The sequence below is a fragment of the Paenibacillus sp. JCM 18996 genome (genome assembly GCF_055392555.1).
Genome location: NZ_AP043884.1, coordinates 1,027,415 through 1,047,633, shown reverse-complemented (window position 1 = coordinate 1,047,633; position 20,219 = coordinate 1,027,415). Strand labels below are relative to the sequence as shown.

Below are 20,219 nucleotides of genomic sequence, written 5' to 3'. Positions count from 1 at the left end.
CTATGACAATAAGAGTAGGAGTTGTCGGAGTCGGCAATATCGGAACCATCCATGCCAATGTGTACAAAGATCACCCGAAGACGGAGCTCGTCGCTGTTTGCGATATCGTCAAGGACAAAGCGGACGCCGCAGCGGCCAAGTTCGGCTGCCGGGCGTTTTACAGTGTGCGGGAGATGTTGGACAGCGGCATTCAGCTTAACGCCTGCAGCGTGGCGACTAAGGGCGAAGAGAACGGCGGCGAGCACTACGGGCCGACGATGGAGCTCCTCGAAGCCGGCATTCCGGTGCTCGGCGAGAAGCCGATCTCGAACCGGATCGACGAGGGCGAACGGATGGTGGCGCTGGCTAGGGAGAAACGGCTGCCCTACGCGGTCAACTTGAACCACCGGTTTACCCCGGCGGCGATAAGGGCGAAGGAGTGGGTCCAGGCGGACCGGCTCGGCAAGCTTCATATGATCAACATGAAAATGTGGATCAACAACCCGGTAGAGACGTCGCCGTGGTTCCATCTCCGCGCCCTGCATCCGCATTCGTTCGACGTCATTCGCTATTTCTGCGGCGATGTCAAGCGGGTCGCGGCGTTTATGATGAAGGGCGAAGGCCGCGTGATCTGGTCCAATGCCCAGATCATTATGGAGTTCCACAACGGCGCGATCGGCAACCTGGTCGGCAGCTACGACGCCGGAGCCAGTTACGGGCTTGAACGCTGCGAAGTAGTGGGAAGCAAGGGCCGATTCGTACTGGAGGACGCTTGCGAACACCTGACCTTTTATCCCCGCCACAGCATTGAGACGGAATCGTACAGCTATCTCGGCGGCATGCGGCATTTCAATGAAACGTTCAAGAGCCGGATCAGCGACTGGATCGAACAGCTTAACGCCGGTGCGACTTACGATCAAATCAACGGTTCGGGCGAGGAAGCGCTGAAAGCGCAGAACATCATCGAAGCCGCCATCCGCTCGTTCGAAACATCGACGGTCGTCGAACTCTAATCCGGGAGGTATACGAAAATCATGATTCGACTAGGCATTAATTCGGTATTGTTTAAAGACTTCGATTTCGCTACGGCGGCCGAGCATATTGGGATGTGCGGTTACGACGGCGTAGAGCTCTCCGCGATCAAAGGAATGTGCGAGCACCTGGAACTGGACCGCTGGCAGGAACAGGAGCCCGAAATACGGAGCATCGCGGAAAAGTACGGACTCCAGCTGCTGTCGATGGAGGTGGCATCGCTGGACGAAGCGCGTCTTAAGCTCGCTTTCGCTGCCGCACAGGCGCTGGGCATTCCGGTTGTCAACGTTGGGCCTGGCGGTAAATCTGACGTTGAAGAGGATTTGGCGGCTTCGATCGACAAGCTGGCATCACTGGCTGAGGTGGCCGGAGATCATGGGGTAACGCTGTGCGTGAAAGCGCATGTGGGAAATGCCATTTACAACACGCCGACGACACTGCGCGCAATGGAAGTGATCAAGAGTCCTTCCTTCGGTATCGATATGGATCCCAGCCATATTTACCGCGCGAACGAGAATCCGGAGGAGGCGCTCCCCCAGGTTGTCAGCCGTGTCCGCCATATCCATATCCGCGACTGCAAGGGCCGTCAAGCCGGACCGGGCCCGATTGAGATGCAGGCCTGCGGACGCGGGGAGATCAATTTGTACGGTTACTGCAAGGTGCTGGCTGAAAACGGGTATGACGGCCCGGTGTGCCTCGAGGTGATCGGCGCGAAGGACCATTCCTTGGCGCAGGTTTCTGTCGTCGCTGCTGAAAGCTACGGCTATTTGAACGCGGTACTGCGCTCGCTCGGAGCGCGATAACACTCTTGAAAAAGGGGTTGAGAATATGTCCACTAAAAAGCCCAATTTACTGCTGCTCGGCATTGACAGCCTGCGCCGGGACCATATGAGCTCCTACGGATACCAACGGTTGACGACTCCTCACATAGACCGTATAAGTCAAGACGGCGTCCTGTTTGAGAACCATTTTTCGCCCAGCATACCAACGACGCCCGGGTACGCCTCGATGCTGACCGGCATGGATTGCTTCGGCACCGACGTCGTGGCGCTCCGGCACAGCGGACCTCTCGGATCCCACGTGACGACACTCGCTGAGCTGCTGGAAAGCGAAGGATACAACACGACCTGCATCGGATTTACAGGAAATCCGTCGGCACGCGGCTTCGGGAGTTATATCGACTATGAAGGATGGAGAGCGGACGAAACCGGCCGCAGCCCGAAAGCCGAGAATTTGAACCGCGTTGCGATACCTGAACTGAAGCGTCTGGCTGCGGATGACAAGCCATTCTTCCTGTTCCTGCGTCATATGGATCCTCACTCGCCGTATTTGCCTCCGGCGCCATTTGAACGGATGTTCTATGACGGCGACGAAAAGAGTCCGGACAATCATTCTTTGGACGAATTATATGAATTCAAGCCTTTCGTCGATTATTTCCGTTCCTGGTTTCCCGAGGGCTGCACGGACAGCGTATACATTGACGCCCAATACGACGGGGCAGTGGCCTACATGGACGCCGGCATCCAATCCATCTTTACGGCGCTGCAAGCGCTTGGCCTTGAAGAGGAGACGCTCGTCGTCATCACTTCCGACCATGGGGAAACGCTGAACGAGCATGACTGCTACTACGACCATCACGGCCTGTACGAAACGAACCTGAGCATTCCGCTGATCCTCCGCTTCCCTGGAAAATTACCGGCCGGCAAGCGGGTGTCCAGCCCGACCCAGATCAAGGATGTAATGCCTACGCTGCTTGAGCTGCTCGGCATTGACAGCGGCATCCGCTTCGACGGCCGCAGTTTGCTGCCTCTCGTCCAGGGCGAGGAGCGCGTGCCAGAGAGCGAAATGTACCTCACCGAATGCACCTGGATGCGCAAGCACGGCTGGCGGACGGCGGAGTGGAAGCTGATCGTGGCGCTGGAGCCCGATTTCCACTTCAAGCCGGCGATCGAGCTGTATAACCTGATCCGCGATCCACAGGAGCTTCACAACGTGGCCGACGAGCACCCGGACATTGTGGAAGTGTTGAAAGCCCGTATGGAAGCGCACGCCGCCAGAAGGGAAAGAGCGACGGGTCGTCCGAATCCGATTTCGGTCAACCTGAATTGGCATGGTCTTGGCTGCGGGCCGTTCGCCACTTCGCAGCAAGCGTTCGATTCGCTGCATATAGGATCGCCGAACACGGCGAGAAACCTGCAGGCGAAGGAGAAGCAAGCGGAAGCTTCCTTTGCGGAGGAAGCGGAAGAGACGACGTCGGCGTAATTGGCCGGGGGAGAAACGGAAGAGGACTCACCTGATATGGGCGATTCGGTGAACTCGTCGTCGGAACAGCGGCGACGTCTCCGCGAAACTGAGGGGGACACCCAGTGAGCGAGTTCCCCTACGGCTTCACAGTGTGGTCTAACCGGTTCAACGATTTCAATGTTCGGCAGGGAGGTATGAGCAATGATCAAAGTCGCCGTTATCGGCGTCAACAATATCGGCCGCATCCACTGCCGCACGTACGCGGATCATCCGGATGCGGAGCTGGTCGCCGTGTGCGATTTGAACCGGGACCTGGCGGATTCTGTGGCGGCCGAGTTTCGCGTGAAGGCTTATTACGATATCGAGACGATGCTGCAGCAGGAAAACCCGGATGTGGTGAGTGTCGCCACAGGAGGCAAGGAGAACGGCTCGCATCACTTCCAGCCTGTCATGGCAGCTATCGCCGCAGGGAAAGACGTTCTTGTCGAGAAGCCGATCTCCAATGATATCGGGGAGGCGAAGGAGATGGTCCGTGCCGCTAAAGAGCGGGGTGTGCGTCTCGGCTGCAATTTGAACCACCGGTTTACACCCGCTGCCCAGAAAGCCAAGCAGTGGATGGAATCAGGCGATATCGGCACCCCGCTGTACGTCAACATGAGGCTCACTATCGGCAATCCGAACGAATCGAGCCCGTGGATTCACCTGCGCGCGCTGCATCCCCATTCGTTCGACGTCATTCGTTATTTTGCCGGAGATGTGCGCAGGGTGCAGTCGTTCCTGACCAAAGCCCCGGGACGCAGCGTATGGTCGACGGCATCCATTAATTTGGAATTCGCATCCGGAGCGGTAGGGCATTTGACCGGTAGCTACGATATTTTCGGCTGGCATTCGATCGAGGCCTGTGAAGTGGCGGGGGACCGAGGCCGATTCGTACTCGATAACGTTTATGAATCGGTGACGTATTATCCGCAGCAAGCTGAAGAACTTCGCGTCTACCGCAACTCCATCATGACGGGGATGAAAGGATTCAACGATACGTTCCGGCTGCGGCTGGATGCTTTTATCCGCGAGGTCAAGGAGCAGATTCCGCCGGACCAAATTTCCGCTTCCGGCGAAGACGCCCTTGCAGTACAGAGGATCATCGAGGCGGCGATCCGCTCCCATGAAGCGGGAGGGGCCGTAACCGAAGTGGAATAGCGGCCTCTGACCACCCGCCGTGCAAGCGCCTCAATGTGCGCCGGGAGAACCGCGCGTTCGGAATGCCATGGAAAGCCGGATAAGAGCCGAACAGAAGGAGGAAAGCCATGATGAACGTGAAACCGGGCTTGGTGCTATGGTTTACAGGATTATCGGGAGCCGGCAAAACGACCACGGCCCGCGCTCTGCTCAGACCTTTGCGGGATGTTGGCATGCAGGTGGAGCTGCTGGATGGGGATGAGCTGCGCAGCGTTATTTCCAAAGGGCTCGGTTTCAGCCGGGAGGACAGAATGGAAAATATTCGCCGCATTGTGTACATCAGCAAGCTGTTATCGCGCAATGGCATCACCGTGATGGTATCCGCCATTACCCCGTATCGCGAAATGAGGGAAATGGCTCGCAGCGAGCTGACCGGGTATGTAGAAATTTACGTCGACTGCCCGTTGGACGAATGCGAGCGGCGCGACGTAAAAGGTCTTTATGCAAAAGCGAGAAATTCTGAGCTTTCGCATTTTACAGGAATAGGGGATCCCTACGAGCAGCCGGAGCAGCCGGATATCGTCATTCGCACGAACGTGGACGACGTAAACAGCAATATATCGCTTATTATGGATTATATATCGCTTAAAGCCGGAAGGAGGGACGCCGTATGAACATCGTGTTCGTTTCACTGGATACGCTGCGGGCGTCCCGTCTCGGCTGCTACGGTTACGGTAAACCTACCTCGCCGTATCTGGACTCGATCGCCGCACAGGGTGCGCTGTTCGAGCGGGCCTACGCGACCGATATTCCGACTGAGGTGGCGCACACCGGCATTTTCACCGGTAAAATGGGACTCAGCACAGGAATCGTTTCGCACGGCTCCCCCTTGACGCAGCTGCCGAAGAAAGAGCCATGGCTGCCGGCACTTCTGCGCAGCCATGGCTTCACTACTGGGGCTGTTGATAATTTATACCAGCTTAAAGAATGGTTTGCGAGAGGGTACCGGTACTACATCAATTCGGTCGGAAACAAGCGGAATATCGACGGGCGCACAGTGAACGAGCTGGCCTTTCCCTGGATCAGGGAGCATAAGGACGAACCGTTCTTTTTGTTTCTGCACTACTGGGATCCGCATACCCCGTATTTGCCGCCGCATGCTTACGCCCGCCAGTTTTACGAGAAGGGGCGCGACCCGTACGACCGTACCAATAAAAGTATGGAAGCTGCATACAATCATGCGGCTTATCCGTTTTTTAAACACCACCATTATGAGCAGGTCGGGCCGGTTACGGATGCCGCTTATATGAATGCGTTATACGACGCGGAAATCCGTTATCTGGACGACCGTCTGTGCGAGCTAGATGAGCATCTCATACAGCAGGGGATTTATGACGATAGTCTGCTTGTCCTGTTCGGCGACCACGGGGAAAGCCTGACGGAACACGACATTTATTGGGATCACTGCGGCCTTTATGAAACGACGGTCCGTGTTCCAGTCATTATGCGTTGGCCTGGGCGTATACCCGCCGGCCGCAGAATCAGCGGACTCGTTCAGCAGCCGGATTTAATGCCGACGATTCTGGAGGCGGCCGGCATTGCGGCGCCCTCCGGTCTGGACGGCCGCAGCTTGTGGCCGAGCCTGCTAGGGGAGGAGAACGGTACCCGGGATACCGTATTTTTAAGCGAATGCGCTTGGCAGGCGAGCCGGGGCCTCGTTACCCGCGACTACAAATTCATTCGCACGGTCGATTCCGGACCGTTCAACCGTCCGGCAAGGGAGCTCTACGACTTGCGAATGGATGCTGAAGAAACCGAAAATATTGCCGATTGTGACAACGCTCTGGCTGACGAGTTCGAAAGCCGGCTTGACGCTTGGGTGGATGGCACGCTCGGGGGCCGCCCCGATCCGATGAAGGTGCAGGTGGAAGCCGGTCTTCCGTTCAAAAACCGGATCCACGAAATATTGCAGCATTACGGATTAACGTGGGACGACTGGCTGAGGGATCCTAGACGCGATAGGTTCGACGAAGCGGTGTCGGCCCGGCACGCGAGGTTGGGATAAGGAGGCGAAAACGCATGCGTCAGCCCAACATACTGCTGATCATGGCCGACCAGCTGCGGTACGACTGCATTGGGTACAGCGCCATGGCGCCGGTCAAGACGCCGAATATAGACTCGCTTGCAGCGGAGGGCATATGGTTCAGCAGCGCCTATAACCATATTCCGGTGTGCGGTCCCGCCCGGCAGTCGCTTGTGTGCGGACAGCGTCCCGAAACCTTCGGAGGCTTGTGGAACTACTCGCTCGGCCTCAAGATCGGAGCGCTCGATCCCGTCTCCTACTCTTGGGCGCGTACTCTGCGGGAGACAGGCTACCGAAGCGGCTATGTCGGCAAATGGGACGTTCATCCGGCCTGCGATCCGACCTTGTATGGCTTTGATGAATTCGTCGACAGCGATAAAGCTTATAAAGTATGGATAGCGGAACATTATCCGGATCTGGCATACACTCAAGGTTTTTTTGGAGAAGAGGATCCGCTTCCGCTGGAGCATACCCGCACACACCGGACGGCCGGGATGGTGGGCGACTTGCTGCGCAAGCTGGCGGGCTCTGCACCTGGTCCTTGGCTTCTGCGCGTGAACTTCCAGGAGCCTCATCTGCCCTGCAGGCCGACCGCAGCATTTGCCCGAATGTATTCAACGGACGACGTGCCTGTCTGGGGAAGCTTCGCAGAGACGTTCGAAGGCAAGCCTTACATCCAGGAGCAGCAGCTGCTGAGCTGGAATGTGCAGGACTACAGCTGGCGGGATTGGGCACCGATCGTCGCCCGATATTACGCGGTCATCAGCCAGCTGGACGATGCGGTCGGCAGCCTGCTGCGCCAGCTCAATGCCATGTCGCTGCGCGACAGCACTCTCGTCATTTTCACGGCTGACCACGGCGATTTATGCGGCGGTCACCGGATGATGGATAAGCATTACGTCATGTATGAAGATGTCGTGAAGGTGCCGCTCGCCATCAGTTGGCCCGGCGTCATCTCTGCCGGCACCAGCTGTGACCGGTTCGTATATAACCTGCTCGACATGCCGCCGACGCTGCTTGAAGCGGCCCAATGTGCCGCACCTGAGCCGGAAGAGCACCGTTTTCACGGAATGTCGCTCATGACTTTGATGCAGGACGGCCAGCCCGCATCGTGGAGAGAAGAAGTGGTAGCCACATACAATGGCCAGCAGTTCGGTTTATATACGCAGCGCATGATCCGCACCCGCGAATGGAAGTACGTCTGGAACCCGACCGACGTCGACGAGCTCTACGACATGAAGTCGGATCCGCATGAACTGCACAATGTCCTGCGGCATCCGGGGAACCGCGGCATCCTGCAAGATCTTCGCCGCCGGCTGTATGAAACGCTTCTGCGGGACGGCGACGGTTTGGTGCGCAACGACTGGATGAAGCGGCAGCTGCTGGAAGGTAGAAAAAAATAAGATGCACGTTGGGTGGTCCGATCTTCCCTGATATGAGCCTCTCCCGGTGGCCGTTCGGCTAGGTACCCGTACGTACACACGGTTGGTTCGTTCGATACTGTGCTGCTTCCAACTATACATATTGAACTAATGAATCATACTTGTTACTAATTATTAATACATCGTCAACCCTAATATAAGGAAGCCTTGGCTATGGAGGTCCAAATGCTACACGGCAGGGTAGAAGCAGTACAGGGCAGGGTAGAGACAATAAATTAAAATGCGGTATCGGATGAACTGCATACATTTCGCAGGGAAACGAAAAGCAATTTCCGCCAGTTGGAAGGTCATATGCGCATGATCGATAATGACCTTGACGAAGCGGTAGAACGCGTTAAACAGTTGGAATCCACGTCAATAGGAGTCTCGGGTTCCCGAACAAGCTGCGGGGAATTAGACCCTCAGAGATTAAACTAACTGGCAGTTGTGCTTAATAGATACCTATAACGAGATAGGAGCAGTTGCACTTAGGCAATCTGCTCCTTATTTTAACTCTTACTTATAGGAATTGACTACTTTCCCGCTCTTTTTGAGAAATCGGAACCTGCTGGGTAGCGATCTCCCACAATCTTGATCTTCGAGAGTTCCTTATTCAAAACATTTAGTTCCTTGGCAGACAGCTCAATGTCCACGGCGCCAAGATTTTCGTCCAAACGCTCCAATTTGCGCGCGCCGGAATCGGAGCAATCCATGGCTTTTGGCAAGCACCCAAGCGAGAACGATTTGAGCCGGTGATGCGTTTTTTTCTTCTGCAATCTTCTTGATCAGTTCAACCAAAACATGATTGGTTTCGAGATTCACATGTAATTATAATAAGTTTTTGCTGATTGAGGAGCTTTCAGAAATAGCACACATGAGTGTTTCTTTCTTCATAGGCATTTTAAAGAGGTAACAGCTACCCATTACCCCTTTATGAAGCTATCTTATTTTTGCCGCACCAGCTTCGTAACGCGTCCGTCCGAAATCCATTCCGCGACATAAACGTTTCTTTGCGAATCGACGCACACACCGTGAGGGGAGCTGAATTTATCCGGACGGAAGTAGTTCTTCGGCAGATTCGGCCAACCTTGCTGCTTGTAAGCCTGCTGATCCTCACCGAGATGCGTTATCAAGCGGTCTTGGCCGTCCAGAACTGTCACCCGGCTGTTCAGATCCGGAATATAGAGCTCCTCTCCGAAGAAGTAAAAGCTGCAGGGCAGATCCAGGTTATGATCCACAAACCTCTTATGTTCACCGTCCATGGTAAATACCTGGATTCGGTGGTTACGGCGGTCGGCTACATAAAGCTCCGGCTCCTCGCCGCGCAAATTGACCGAGATGCCGTGTGGCTCGATTATCCGCCCCGGCTCCGACCCTCTGCCGCCCCAGCTGCGGATGTAGGAGCCTGCAGCATCGTATTGATGCACGTAATACTGTCCGTACCCGTCGGACACGTAAATGTCGCCGTTCGGCGCAACGCATACGTCAGTCGGCACATACCTGCGTTCGGCGTCATATAAATCCGCCCGGTCCGGAGCGCCGATGCGAAGCAGCACTTCTCCGGACAGTGTCGTCTTCACGACCATTGCACGCCTGGTGTCGGCGAAATACAAAACCTCTTGGCCATCCGGGCCCGTATGTAAATAAAAACCGTGCGCTCCGCCTTCGAACTCGTCGCCCCAGGAGGTCAGGTATCGGCCTTCGCTGTCAAACACGACTACCGACGGGTTACCTGTGTGATGCACATAGACGCAGTCTTGCGAATCCACACATATTCCATGAGTATAACCATATTGCATACCTTCCGGCAGCTTGCCCCAGCCCTCTTGCACCTCGTAGGAATGCGTAGCATTGCCGATAATTAGACGATCTGACATGAAATGCTGCCTCCTTAAAGCGATCTCACAATCTACTTCCCATTATAGTACTAACCTAATGCGGAGAATGTCGAAACGACTCGACCGAACAGAGAATTTTCAATGTTCTGTACGTTAGACCGTGTTTGCCGTCCCTGGACGCAGCCGCGTTTCCACGTTAAAATCCCCAATTCCGTTGCTTGAACTCCGTTGGAGTCTGACCGGTCAGCGCTTTGAAATTACGGCAAAAATAATGCACGCTCGAGTAGCCGAGCTTCAATGCCACCGCTTCGACGGATTTCTCCTGCAGCAACATTTGCTTTGCCTGCTTGATCCGTTCGAGCACAAGATAATGCTTTGGCGTGTAGCCCGTCGCTTCCCGGAACAGCTCGGCGAAATATGTCGGATGATAGCCTGCCAGCGCAGCGAGTTTGGGGATCGTCCAAGCATGCGCGGGTTGATTCCGTATGGCCTCGACCGCCGCCGCGATCTTGCCCCGTTCGTTGGCTGCACGAAACCGTTTGTCCAGCTGGAACCGGATAAGCGTGCCTAACAGCTGAAGTAAATAACCCCGCATGACAATCCCATGCCCGGGCGCCTGATGCAAAAATTCCTGGGCCAAACGAACAAAATGCCCTTCAAGCCCCTTGACGTCATAAAAATGCCAAAGCTGCACATCATGTGCTCCTTCGGCCTGAACCGTATACGTCGAAGAGGGAAGGGCAAGATCGGCTTCAGAACAACTTTCGATACGGGGAATCGGAGACACGGGTTCCGTCGATCCGGAGTCCCAACTGAAATGAACGCTCGATAAAGTAAGCGGTTTCACCGTAAACGCAGCCAAACGATGCACCGTAAGCGGGCCATAAAAAATGCAATTCCCTGGAGCCAGCTGCAGCTTTTGTCCCGAATATTCGAACGTGGCGCCGCCTTCCACAATATACACAAGTTGATAATCGGGGATTGTTCTCGGACCCCATACATAGCCTGCCGGTGCTGTAATGTAATTGGCAAAATTCACTGTCGGCCGAATGGATCCCAAATCGCCTACACTCAGGTTTGGAACTTGGAGAGTTCTCAACCAGCTCATCCTCCTTGCCATTGCTCATCCTATTGTTTCATATAATCCGGGAAAAGTGCAATATTTACTTGAAAAACTCTAACGACCTGATGCATGAAGTGCTGCTATCATAAAAATGAAAGAAAAACGCGAGGAGGAATGTACATGCTGACTGCAGAGCAAATATCACAGTTTGACCAGGACGGATTTCTTAAAGGAGAGGTAGTTCTATCGGAAGAGGAAGTCGAAATATTGCGCGAAGAGCTTAACTTGGTCATGGAAGGCCAATCTGTAAAGAAACCGGTCCTCAATCGTAATATGCTCGATAATTCGCATTACGGTATGACCATCACCAAAAAAGAAACCGTCGTCCAGATCGTCAACATTTGGATGGCGAGTGAAGCGTACCTGGAGCATGCGAAGAACAAGACGATCTGCGAGGAGGTGTCGCAGCTGTGCCGTACGGATACTCTGCGGATTTGGCACGACCAGATTCAATACAAACCCCCGGTCACGGGAGGCCCGACGTACTGGCATCAGGACCACCCGCTGTGGCCGGTCATCCAGCCGGCGGACCTCGTCAGTGCATGGGTTGCCCTCGACGATGCGACAATAGAGAATGGATGCATGTGGATGGTGCCCGGAAGCCACAAGTGGGGCAACCACCAGAAATATTTGACTCAATCCGACGACTTCATGCCGATCCACAAACAGCCCGAGCTGCTGCCACCGGAGGCAAACGTCAAAGCCGTTCCATTCGAGATCCACAAGGGTCAAGTCGGCTATCATCATTCTCTCACCTGGCACGGCAGTCCGACCAACCGTTCTGATCGCAAGCGCCGCGCTATCGCCGTCCATTATATGCCCGGACACACGGTTTACGCGCCAACCGGCAACCATCCGATGGAGAAGCATATCTGCGTCAAGCCCGGAGAAGCCATGTCAGGAGACACTTTCCCGGTTGTTTACCAGAAATTAGTGCAACAAATCTGACCTTCATTGCTTGGTCCTGCGGATATAAACAACACGCCTGCGGCTGCGCAGACGTGTTGTATTTTTTTGTTTACGGCCTTTCAAAGAAAGTGACCAGCACACCGCTGGGATCAATGATTGAAAATTCGTGTAAACCGTACTCCTTGAATTCCAGCCTCCCATTTGGATGCATATATTCCTTATCTTTGAGCTCGTCATATAACTCCGCAATATGGTTCGTTTGAACACGGATAACGGTCCAATCGGCCAGATGCCGGTCACTCGTCTTATAAAGGTGGAATTCAATCCCATCCCGGCCCAATCCGGTGTAACCGGATTCCTCATCTTGAAATAGCTTGCTAAATCCCAGTTCCCGTTCGTAGAAATCAATAACTTCTTGCATTCTGATAGCAGGCACAAGCGGAATGATGTTACCGAAAGAAATAATATTGCTCATTATTGATCCACCCTTTACGAAGCAATTTTTAACGCTGGCAGCTCACATTTTTACCTTGCTTCAATTGACGGGTAACACGGCCAACACCGATTCCTGGTTGCGATATTCTTGAGGTGTCACTCCCACTAGTTGCTTAAACGCCCGGTAAAACGGTGTCATACTTTGAAAACCGCAATACAGGCAAATATCAACCACGGACAGATTGGTGCAAACCAGCATACGTTTGGCTTCACTCACCCTGATCTTTGTCAAATATTCCTTGAATCCTTCGCCGGTTGTTTCTTTAAACAGGTGACGTGTCCGCGACAGGCTCAAATTAATAACATTTGCAACCTCTTCAAGCGTGAGAGGCTCCCTGAAATTTTCCTTTACATAGTGTAACGCAGGTTGAAGCTTGTAGGAAAGGACACAATCTTGTCTTATTTCCTTGCAGCTTGTCCCATGTCTGTAATGACGTTGGAGCAGTGAACAAATCTTTAGAAGGGAGCTTCTTATAATGACTTTATAGGCCTCGATTTGTTCCCGATCTTCCGTTTGAATTTCCTGAATAAGCATGCTGATTTTTTGTGCTGTGGGCAGATATCCCGGGATTTGGTTATCGAAACGTTTTGGATGATACGCAAAAGGTTGCAGAACTTCTGTTTCATGTTTCATATGAGCCGGGTCAAAAATGAGAAACAAAAACCTGCACGGGTCGTCAGCATCTGCTTGAGCGATATGTCGTTCCATGTTATTGACAATAAAGACATCCCCCGGCATCACCTTATAGCATTTGTCACTAAAATAAAACAAACCTCTACCGGAAATGCAATAAGCCACTTCCAGGGCAGAGTGCCAGTGAAAGGGCCGAAGGTAAATGCTGGGCGTCCATTCGGTGACGAGAATGCGCAGATCATTGGTAAACTCAAATTTGTGCCTCATACTTAACACTCCTTGTTTACATTTGTATTCTCAGAATTTCACATTATTTTTTCAGTACAATAGCCCCTTTTAGAAATTATAGAGTGGAAAATAGCAAGAAAGATTTAAATGGCAGGTGATACAATAACTGTAATTTGTAAGCGCTATTTTGTAAAGGAGTGATGTTAAAAATCCCTATATTTTTACATTTTTTTGTAAGGGATGACAGGGAATGAGTGTGCAGCAGCGGGAATTTAGAACTACAATCCATTGTTAAGAGGTCATTAATTGAAAGCGCTTTAAAAAAACAAACCATATAGCTAAAAGCGAGGGAAACTCAATATGGCAATTAAGAAATCAGTCGGCATCATTTTAAGTTTAGCATTATCGTTCAGTGCCATTCTCGTCGGCTGTCAAGAAAACAAACCAGCTTCACAAAATAAGCCGGCCTCTAAAGAAGATGCGGCAAATGCCAGCGGCGACCAAGGAAAAGTATTGCGCATGAGCGGTTCATGGAGGAAGCCGCCGGAATACCAGGGTAATTCCTTTGCCGCAGGAGGAGTGGGCGCAGCCTACGATTATGTATTTGAAGGATTATTCCGTAATGTTCGTTCAACGGATAAAGTGTTCCCGCGGTTAGCTTCATCCATTGAACATAAGCCAGACCAGACAGTAGTAAAGATGAGGTCGGGAGTTAAATGGCATGACGGCAAGCCGCTTACAAGCAAAGACATATGGGCTTACTATATGCTGGACAACGGAACCGCAATCATGAAATATTTGACCGGCATAGAAACTCCGGATGAGACTACAGTCGTATTTAAATGGCAGCAGCCGGCGCCTTTTGACGATATGAAGACCATGCTGATCGCAGAAGCCAGGCAGGCAAGGATCCCCTATGAAAAGAACAAAAAATTTGTCGACAAGGCAGTTGAACTTTTAAAAGAGGCTCAACCTGCGGCAGAAGGCCAGAAGAAAGGTCCGTTTGGGAAGTTCACCGATCCGATTAAAGAAAGGCTGGACCAGAACTGGAACGATTTCAGAGCTTCCGGTCCTGCTCTGCCGTTCGGAACTGGACCTTACACCGTGGAAACGGTGACAGCCTCCGATATGGTGCTGAAAAAAAACCAGGATTACTGGGACGCCAATAACGTTAGATGGGAAAAACTCACTTTTAAAATGACACCGGATCCCGGAGTCGGCTATGCGATGCTGAAATCGGGGCAGATGGACATCTTTGACGGAACGCCTCCGAAAGATATTTTGGAATCAATCCTGGGTGCAAATAAAAATCTGGTGCACTACCGAATGTTTGACCCCGCGACGATCGGCATGCTGTTTAATATTTCCCACAAACCTTTCGATAACGTCAAGTTCAGACAAGCGGTTACATTTGCTCTTGACCGGAAGAATATCCGTGAAGTCGGCAACTATTACGGCCAGGAGGCCGAAGTTGGCATGACAGGAATGCCGCAATCCGAACTTAATAAATGGGTCGAGCCGGATATTCTCAAAAAGATGACTAAATACACCTACGATACCAAAAAGGCTGAAGATTTGCTGAAGGAGCTGGGATGGACCAAAGGCTCGGATGGCAACTGGAAGGACAAGGACGGCAAGACGCCTAATTTTGTAATCGGAGTGAACGGTACGGACCTGCCGAAGGTGAACTCCGGCCAGGTGGCGGCGGAGCAGCTGACAAAGTTCGGTCTTCCGACAAAACTGATGGCGGTTGACGGAACAGTTTACGGAGATAACGCCAAAAAAGAGGACAGTCCATATGACATGAGCATGGATTGGGTTGACGTCGCATGGGGTTATGCTTTCCCGTGGGGCTCCATCAACAACTTCTACAATGGCGACATCGGCAGAATGACGCACCTGCCAAGAGTGAAAGAAACCGATAGAATCAATTTGCACCTTGCGGGACCGGACGGCAAGCAGTTCGATATATGGCAATCCATTTATACGCTTCCTTATCTAAAAACCGACAAGGAACGCAAAGATATGATCTCGGCTTTGGCATGGATAACCAACGAGAATGCATACGGTGTAGGCTTTTTCCAAAATGCCACAGGCACCTGGATCAACATGAAGACCGTGACCAATTTGCCGATGGCCAGTCAGATCGACAAGTATAAACGCGACATCCCTGTACCGACATCCCCGGAAGATATCGAATACGTGGCTGAAACCAACATTGGATTCGCCGGTACCACCGTGCTGGTCGAACCTAACAAGCTGGCTCCAAAAGATAAATAAAAATTATGTCCTATCCGGAGGCAGGGGTTCCATTTAGAATGGAACCCGCTGCTTCACCATTCTGATCGACAGAGGGGATATTATGACACTGAAAGTAGTCTTAAAGAGGCTGGGGATGGCGCTTTTTACCATTTTCTTTGTGACCGTTCTCACTTTTGTTCTGCTGCGGTTGACTCCGGGAAATGCAATAGACCAATGGGCCCGCGAATACGCGCAGCAGTACAACACTACCCTGGATGAAGCTTACAGAGCCGTGGCATCGATGATTAATTACAATCCTAACGAACCGATCCATCAGCAATTAGCCCGATATCTCGGAGGTCTTCTCCGCGGAGATCTCGGAGTCTCTATGATCAATAAGAAGGTATCCATCTCTTCGGTCATTTTGGCTGCGGTGCCGTGGACCATTTTTGTTGCCAGCATATCGCTCGTGATCAGCTTTATCATCGGTGTTTTCCTGGGAGTTCGGATGGCATGGAAACGTTCCTCAGTGTTGGAGCCTGTCATCTCTTTCTACAGCGTCATAACGTCCGCAATTCCCGATTTTATTATCGGCATTATTTTGCTTGTCATTTTCGCTTTCGGATTGAACTGGTTTCCATTCACTGGCGCTTATGATCCTGACGTCGTTCCCGGGTTCAATTTCGACTTTATTGTCAACGTGTTTTACCATGCCGCACTGCCGATTCTCACCTTTGTCATTACCCATATCGGCTATTGGGCTTTGATGATGAAAGGCAGCGCAGTCAGCGTATTGGGCGAAGATTATATTACCGCAGCAAAAGCAAGAGGTGTAGCTGAGTCCAGGATCATGAATCAATATGTGAGAAAAAATGCGATCCTCCCGTTGATTACCTCGTTTGCGGTGGCGTTTGGAGGGATACTGGCAGGAGCGGCGCTGATCGAAACGATCTATCAGTATCCGGGAATCGGTTATTTTTTAGGGGAAGCGACGAAAAAAAGAGATTACACCGAAATGCAGGGTATTTTGCTGTTCTTAAGTGTCGCTATGGTTCTTGCCAATCTGATAGCAGATTTGGTTTATTCCAAACTGGATCCTAGAATCAAAATAGAGGAGTGATGGGAATGCAGGAAATTGCCGATTTTTTTAGAGTCATTAGCAAAAATAAACGATCTTTGGCAGGTCTCATCATTCTCATTTTTTTTGCATTGATGGCGGCCGTGGGGCCACTGCTTTTTAAACTCGATATGACTGTAAGCTTCGAAGACCGCTATCAAGCCCCATCGTTCAAGCATTGGCTGGGAACCGACTATGGCGGTCGAGATACTTTTGTGCAGTTGGTTTACGGCTCCAGGGAAGTACTGATTGTAGCCGCTCTCGCCGCAGCCATCACGATCTTGGTGGGAGCTGTACTAGGAATTATGTCCGGTTTGATTGGCGGCAAAACCGATGCCGGCATTATGTTCGTCACCAATTTATTTCTTACCATACCGCATCTGCCGATCTATATTATTCTGGCGGCCATTTTCCAGATCCGCAGCCCTGTTGTCTTTGCTCTTATTCTTGCTTTATTCAGCTGGCCGTCTCTGACCCGTGCGGTTCGTTCCCAAGTGATTTCCCTTAAAGAACGGGAATTTATTGTCATCTGCCGTGTGATGGGCTTAAGCAATTGGCATATCATTTTTAAAGAATTGATGCCAAACATCACTTCCTACCTGGCGATCAATTTTGTGATGAGTATGCGCGGGGCCATCGGTGCAAGCGTCGGAATCATGCTGCTCGGACTCGTCCCTTACTCGCCTACAAACTGGGGGCAGATGCTTAATATGGCCATTTCGCAGACGGGCGGCATTTTTAACCCGCTTGGTTACATTTATATTGCAGCTCCGATTATTTGCCTCACGTTAATTCAACTGGGCAGCATTTTTTTTGCCAATGGGCTTGATGAAGCATTGAATCCTAGGTTAAGAGGATAGGGGAGAAAAATCCAATGAGTGAGAACCTGATAGAAATCAGAGATTTAACAATAGAGTTTCGATTGCGAAATGGGGTCATCCGTGCCGTCGACAATGTTTCTTTTGATATACCGAAGGGGAAAATCAGCGCATTGGTGGGAGAAAGCGGAAGCGGAAAATCCACGATGGCATCGGCTATTCTGAATATTGTATCTTCACCGGGCGTCATCACGAAAGGAAGCATCATGTTAAACGGGCAGGATATATTGAAATTTAACAAGAACAGTTTGCAAAATTACCGTTGGTCCGATGTTTCCATGGTGTTTCAAGCCGCACAGAATGCCTTGAACCCGGTTATGCGGGTTGGGGAACAGATCATCGAAACCGTGCTATCCCATAAAAGGATGGCAAAGGAAGATATACTGAAAAAGGCGGCACAGCTGCTGGATTACGTTCGGTTGGATGCGGAAAGGGTACTTGGCGCTTACCCCCACGAGCTGAGCGGCGGTATGAAGCAGCGGGTAATGATTGCATTCAGCTTGCTGCTGGACCCTAAATTGGTGATTTTGGATGAACCTACAACTGCGCTTGATGTCATAACCCAGGATTACATTTTTGATATTCTGCTAAAAATCCATAAGGAAATGGGAATTACTATGCTGCTTAATTCACACGATATTGCGGTTGTTGCCAGGGTGGCGGACCGGGTGGGTGTGATGTATGCGGGCAAAATTGTGGAAGTAAGCGATGTGTACGACATTTTCGAAGACTCCAAGCATCCTTATTCGACAGGGCTGATCCAAGCGGCTCCGTCACTGCTGAGCGATCCTGAAAATACAAGGTCCATCGGCGGATCGCCGCCGAACCTTTTAAAGCTGCCGTCAGGGTGTGCTTTTCACCCAAGGTGCGAATATGCTATGGATATTTGCAAAATTGCGGTTCCCGGTGCTGTGAATGTAGGAGAGGGCCATATTGCGGCGTGCCATCTTCATGATGCAAATCTGAGAAAGGAAGTGAAAATGGCATGAGAGGTTTATTAACACTGAAAGATATGAGTATGGTCTTTGAACAAAATGCCGGGTTGTTTGGCCGCACATTGAAAATCCCCGCTTTGAAAAACATCAATCTGGATTTTAATCCCGGGGAAATCGTGGCACTTGTAGGGGAAAGCGGCTGCGGTAAAACTACGCTTGGCAAAGTGATCACAGGGCTTCATAAACCGACACAGGGTGAAATTCTATACAACGGAAAAAATATATGGAAGATGAATAAATCGGAATTCGAGGAATACCGCCGCAGCGTGCAGCTTGTGCAGCAGGATTCTTACGCGGCCCTCAATCCGGCAAGAACGATATATCAGTCGTTATCGGCTCCCATCCTGGAGAAAAAGCTGGTGAAAAACAGGAAGGAAGCACACGATCGTGTCTGCGAGCTTCTGACAACAGTGCAGCTAACTCCGCCGGAGCAGTATTTGGAGAAATATCCGCACCAATTGAGCGGCGGTCAGAGGCAGAGAGTGCTTATGGCGCGGGCTATCTCATTAAACCCGAAGCTGATCGTAGCCGATGAACCGATCTCGATGATCGACGTTTCATTAAGAATGTCGATATTAAAACTAATGTCCTCATTAAATAAAAGACTCGGCATTGCTTTCGTATATATTACTCATGATTTGGCGACAGCGCGTCTTATAGCGCGAAACGGAAGGCTGGCAGTAATGTATCTGGGCAAAATCGTGGAACAGGGAAATATGGCCGAGGTGCTTTCCAATCCGCGTCACCCTTATTTGCAGGCATTATTGACCGCGGTGCCGATACCTGATGTCAGGATCGCCAAAGCGAAACGGGAGTTGCCGTTAAAAAGCCTGGAGATGCCCAGCATAACCAATCCGCCAGCCGGTTGTGCATTTCATCCAAGATGTCCCTATGGCGACGAGACTTGCGAATCAAAGGAACCGGCTCTTGAAAGCCAGCAAAACCGGTTGATTGCGTGCCATAAAGTCGGGAAGGTGCCGTTATGGAAAATCGCTTCCGTAAAATAATTACCAGAATCACGCTGCGGATCTCATTCTTTTTTATCCTGCTGTGCGGGTTGTTGCTTTTGTTGGTAAATCGTGGTTCTGCAGAATTTGTGGTGCTCGTACTTTCGTTAGCTGTAAACATTCTTCTTATCTGTTCTATTTTGATATGGTCATGGCTGCTGAAAAAAATGCGCAAAATCTCTTAGTTTAACCGAAACATCCAGCGAGGTGGTCTCGTATTACGTGAAGCACCCGAAACGTTGACGTTCCGTTGTGGAGTTGGTATCTTTAGGAGTAGACATCGAATAATTTTCGGAGACGCCGTATTTGACGCCAGGGGGAGATTGCAATGGCCATCAGGCTGCGGGGGCATCATTTATTATGTCTGTTAGGTTACAGGGGAATGGGGTATTCCGAGCAATTCACGGCGAATATGACCGAGGTATACAACACGCTTCGACAAAATCCGGATACATACATCAAGCTAGTGGAAGGTCCGGACGAAATTTGCTCACATTATCCCAAGGACAAGTCGGGGCACTGCGAAGAAGACACTGTAAATACAAGGGATCTGGCTATTTTAAAAAGGCTCGGGCTTCGTGCAGGGATGATTCTGAAGTGGGCAGACATTGAAGTCGGAATCTCCAACTTAGTGCATCCGGAAGATATCCGGTTGTTTTGCAGTTCGTGCCCATGGAGGCCGTATGGCGTTTGTGAAGAGGGTGTGGCTAATCTGCGTCAAGGAAAAGGACTTGTTCCATAACAGTTGGTATCGTTAGTTGACGATCAGCATCATAGAAAATCAACAGGAAATAGAGTGATGGATATGTCTGTTTGGCT

Annotated in this window: 19 protein-coding genes; 14 read left to right on the top strand and 5 right to left on the bottom strand. The window is 51.3% G+C overall.

Features of this window, described 5'->3' with window-relative positions:
* Positions 1 to 2 precede the first annotated feature (2 nt).
* The 7 genes from ACZ5N7_RS05110 (at position 3) to ACZ5N7_RS05080 (ending at position 7,917) form a co-directional block, all read left to right on the top strand.
* On the top strand, positions 3 to 992 hold the full coding sequence (locus ACZ5N7_RS05110; RefSeq protein WP_464657994.1) for a Gfo/Idh/MocA family protein: 990 nt from the start codon (positions 3 to 5) through the stop codon (positions 990 to 992).
* Between the two features lie 21 nt (positions 993 to 1,013).
* Positions 1,014 to 1,814, top strand: coding sequence for a sugar phosphate isomerase/epimerase family protein (locus ACZ5N7_RS05105; RefSeq protein ID WP_464657992.1), 801 nt, complete (start codon positions 1,014 to 1,016; stop codon positions 1,812 to 1,814).
* A gap of 25 nt (positions 1,815 to 1,839) precedes the next feature.
* Positions 1,840 to 3,273 (top strand): sulfatase family protein, encoded by a 1,434-nt coding sequence (locus tag ACZ5N7_RS05100; protein WP_464657990.1) that lies wholly within the window; start codon positions 1,840 to 1,842, stop codon positions 3,271 to 3,273.
* A gap of 183 nt (positions 3,274 to 3,456) precedes the next feature.
* Positions 3,457 to 4,452 (top strand): Gfo/Idh/MocA family protein, encoded by a 996-nt coding sequence (locus tag ACZ5N7_RS05095; RefSeq protein ID WP_464657989.1) that lies wholly within the window; start codon positions 3,457 to 3,459, stop codon positions 4,450 to 4,452.
* A gap of 107 nt (positions 4,453 to 4,559) precedes the next feature.
* Complete coding sequence (cysC, locus tag ACZ5N7_RS05090) at positions 4,560 to 5,105, top strand: adenylyl-sulfate kinase (RefSeq protein WP_464657987.1); 546 nt, start codon at positions 4,560 to 4,562, stop codon at positions 5,103 to 5,105.
* On the top strand, positions 5,102 to 6,496 hold the full coding sequence (locus ACZ5N7_RS05085) for a sulfatase (protein ID WP_464657985.1): 1,395 nt from the start codon (positions 5,102 to 5,104) through the stop codon (positions 6,494 to 6,496). Before cysC ends, ACZ5N7_RS05085 begins: the two co-directional genes overlap by 4 nt.
* Before the next feature lie 14 nt (positions 6,497 to 6,510).
* Entirely contained in the window at positions 6,511 to 7,917 is a 1,407-nt protein-coding gene (locus tag ACZ5N7_RS05080) for a sulfatase-like hydrolase/transferase (protein WP_464657983.1), read from the top strand.
* A 551-nt stretch (positions 7,918 to 8,468) separates the two neighbouring features.
* On the opposite strand, the gene ACZ5N7_RS05075 is transcribed toward ACZ5N7_RS05080, so the two are convergent.
* The 3 genes from ACZ5N7_RS05075 to ACZ5N7_RS05065 form a co-directional block, all read right to left on the bottom strand.
* Positions 8,469 to 8,711, bottom strand: a complete 243-nt coding sequence (locus tag ACZ5N7_RS05075; protein WP_464657981.1) for a hypothetical protein — start codon at positions 8,709 to 8,711, stop codon at positions 8,469 to 8,471.
* 168 nt (positions 8,712 to 8,879) lie between these two features.
* Complete coding sequence (locus tag ACZ5N7_RS05070; RefSeq protein WP_464657979.1) at positions 8,880 to 9,812, bottom strand: NHL repeat-containing protein; 933 nt, start codon at positions 9,810 to 9,812, stop codon at positions 8,880 to 8,882.
* Positions 9,813 to 9,969: 157 nt separating this feature from the next.
* Entirely contained in the window at positions 9,970 to 10,872 is a 903-nt protein-coding gene (locus tag ACZ5N7_RS05065; protein ID WP_464657977.1) for a helix-turn-helix domain-containing protein, read from the bottom strand.
* Between the two features lie 144 nt (positions 10,873 to 11,016).
* On the opposite strand from ACZ5N7_RS05065, the gene ACZ5N7_RS05060 reads away from it, so the two are divergent.
* Positions 11,017 to 11,844, top strand: coding sequence for a phytanoyl-CoA dioxygenase family protein (locus ACZ5N7_RS05060; protein ID WP_464657975.1), 828 nt, complete (start codon positions 11,017 to 11,019; stop codon positions 11,842 to 11,844).
* Positions 11,845 to 11,914: 70 nt separating this feature from the next.
* Here ACZ5N7_RS05060 and ACZ5N7_RS05055 read toward each other — a convergent pair whose 3' ends face one another.
* Both ACZ5N7_RS05055 and ACZ5N7_RS05050 read right to left on the bottom strand, forming a co-directional pair.
* Positions 11,915 to 12,280 carry a glyoxalase superfamily protein gene (locus tag ACZ5N7_RS05055; protein WP_464657973.1) on the bottom strand — a complete coding sequence of 122 codons (366 nt, stop codon included), beginning with the start codon at positions 12,278 to 12,280 and terminating at the stop codon, positions 11,915 to 11,917.
* A 60-nt stretch (positions 12,281 to 12,340) separates the two neighbouring features.
* Positions 12,341 to 13,201 carry a helix-turn-helix domain-containing protein gene (locus tag ACZ5N7_RS05050; protein WP_464657971.1) on the bottom strand — a complete coding sequence of 287 codons (861 nt, stop codon included), beginning with the start codon at positions 13,199 to 13,201 and terminating at the stop codon, positions 12,341 to 12,343.
* A 321-nt stretch (positions 13,202 to 13,522) separates the two neighbouring features.
* Here ACZ5N7_RS05050 and ACZ5N7_RS05045 point away from each other — a divergent pair, with 321 nt between their 5' ends.
* The 6 genes from ACZ5N7_RS05045 to ACZ5N7_RS05020 all read left to right on the top strand — a co-directional run bounded on the left by ACZ5N7_RS05045 (position 13,523) and on the right by ACZ5N7_RS05020 (position 20,142).
* Entirely contained in the window at positions 13,523 to 15,442 is a 1,920-nt protein-coding gene (locus tag ACZ5N7_RS05045) for an ABC transporter substrate-binding protein (protein WP_464657969.1), read from the top strand.
* Between the two features lie 82 nt (positions 15,443 to 15,524).
* Positions 15,525 to 16,523, top strand: a complete 999-nt coding sequence (locus ACZ5N7_RS05040) for an ABC transporter permease (protein WP_464657967.1) — start codon at positions 15,525 to 15,527, stop codon at positions 16,521 to 16,523.
* Between the two features lie 5 nt (positions 16,524 to 16,528).
* A complete protein-coding gene (locus tag ACZ5N7_RS05035) occupies positions 16,529 to 17,380 on the top strand; it encodes an ABC transporter permease (protein WP_464657965.1) in 852 nt (283 codons plus the stop codon).
* 14 nt (positions 17,381 to 17,394) lie between these two features.
* Entirely contained in the window at positions 17,395 to 18,387 is a 993-nt protein-coding gene (locus ACZ5N7_RS05030; protein ID WP_464657963.1) for an ABC transporter ATP-binding protein, read from the top strand.
* Positions 18,384 to 19,400 (top strand): ABC transporter ATP-binding protein, encoded by a 1,017-nt coding sequence (locus ACZ5N7_RS05025; RefSeq protein ID WP_464657961.1) that lies wholly within the window; start codon positions 18,384 to 18,386, stop codon positions 19,398 to 19,400. Before ACZ5N7_RS05030 ends, ACZ5N7_RS05025 begins: the two co-directional genes overlap by 4 nt.
* A 328-nt stretch (positions 19,401 to 19,728) precedes the next feature.
* On the top strand, positions 19,729 to 20,142 hold the full coding sequence (locus tag ACZ5N7_RS05020) for a DUF1284 domain-containing protein (protein ID WP_464657959.1): 414 nt from the start codon (positions 19,729 to 19,731) through the stop codon (positions 20,140 to 20,142).
* The last annotated feature ends 77 nt before the right edge of the window (positions 20,143 to 20,219 follow it).

Bases quoted from the DNA above. Each gene is read 5' to 3' on its own strand.
- cysC (WP_464657987.1), top strand. From the start codon at position 4,560: ATGATGAACGTGAAACCGGGCTTGGTGCTATGGTTTACAGGATTATCG.
- ACZ5N7_RS05030 (WP_464657963.1), top strand. From the start codon at position 17,395: ATGAGTGAGAACCTGATAGAAATCAGAGATTTAACAATAGAGTTTCGA.
- ACZ5N7_RS05080 (WP_464657983.1), top strand. From the start codon at position 6,511: ATGCGTCAGCCCAACATACTGCTGATCATGGCCGACCAGCTGCGGTAC.
- ACZ5N7_RS05045 (WP_464657969.1), top strand. From the start codon at position 13,523: ATGGCAATTAAGAAATCAGTCGGCATCATTTTAAGTTTAGCATTATCG.
- ACZ5N7_RS05100 (WP_464657990.1), top strand. From the start codon at position 1,840: ATGTCCACTAAAAAGCCCAATTTACTGCTGCTCGGCATTGACAGCCTG.
- ACZ5N7_RS05020 (WP_464657959.1), top strand. From the start codon at position 19,729: ATGGCCATCAGGCTGCGGGGGCATCATTTATTATGTCTGTTAGGTTAC.
- ACZ5N7_RS05055 (WP_464657973.1), bottom strand. From the start codon at position 12,280: ATGAGCAATATTATTTCTTTCGGTAACATCATTCCGCTTGTGCCTGCT.
- ACZ5N7_RS05095 (WP_464657989.1), top strand. From the start codon at position 3,457: ATGATCAAAGTCGCCGTTATCGGCGTCAACAATATCGGCCGCATCCAC.
- ACZ5N7_RS05040 (WP_464657967.1), top strand. From the start codon at position 15,525: ATGACACTGAAAGTAGTCTTAAAGAGGCTGGGGATGGCGCTTTTTACC.
- ACZ5N7_RS05050 (WP_464657971.1), bottom strand. From the start codon at position 13,201: ATGAGGCACAAATTTGAGTTTACCAATGATCTGCGCATTCTCGTCACC.
- ACZ5N7_RS05035 (WP_464657965.1), top strand. From the start codon at position 16,529: ATGCAGGAAATTGCCGATTTTTTTAGAGTCATTAGCAAAAATAAACGA.
- ACZ5N7_RS05060 (WP_464657975.1), top strand. From the start codon at position 11,017: ATGCTGACTGCAGAGCAAATATCACAGTTTGACCAGGACGGATTTCTT.
- ACZ5N7_RS05025 (WP_464657961.1), top strand. From the start codon at position 18,384: ATGAGAGGTTTATTAACACTGAAAGATATGAGTATGGTCTTTGAACAA.
- ACZ5N7_RS05085 (WP_464657985.1), top strand. From the start codon at position 5,102: ATGAACATCGTGTTCGTTTCACTGGATACGCTGCGGGCGTCCCGTCTC.
- ACZ5N7_RS05070 (WP_464657979.1), bottom strand. From the start codon at position 9,812: ATGTCAGATCGTCTAATTATCGGCAATGCTACGCATTCCTACGAGGTG.
- ACZ5N7_RS05105 (WP_464657992.1), top strand. From the start codon at position 1,014: ATGATTCGACTAGGCATTAATTCGGTATTGTTTAAAGACTTCGATTTC.
- ACZ5N7_RS05110 (WP_464657994.1), top strand. From the start codon at position 3: ATGACAATAAGAGTAGGAGTTGTCGGAGTCGGCAATATCGGAACCATC.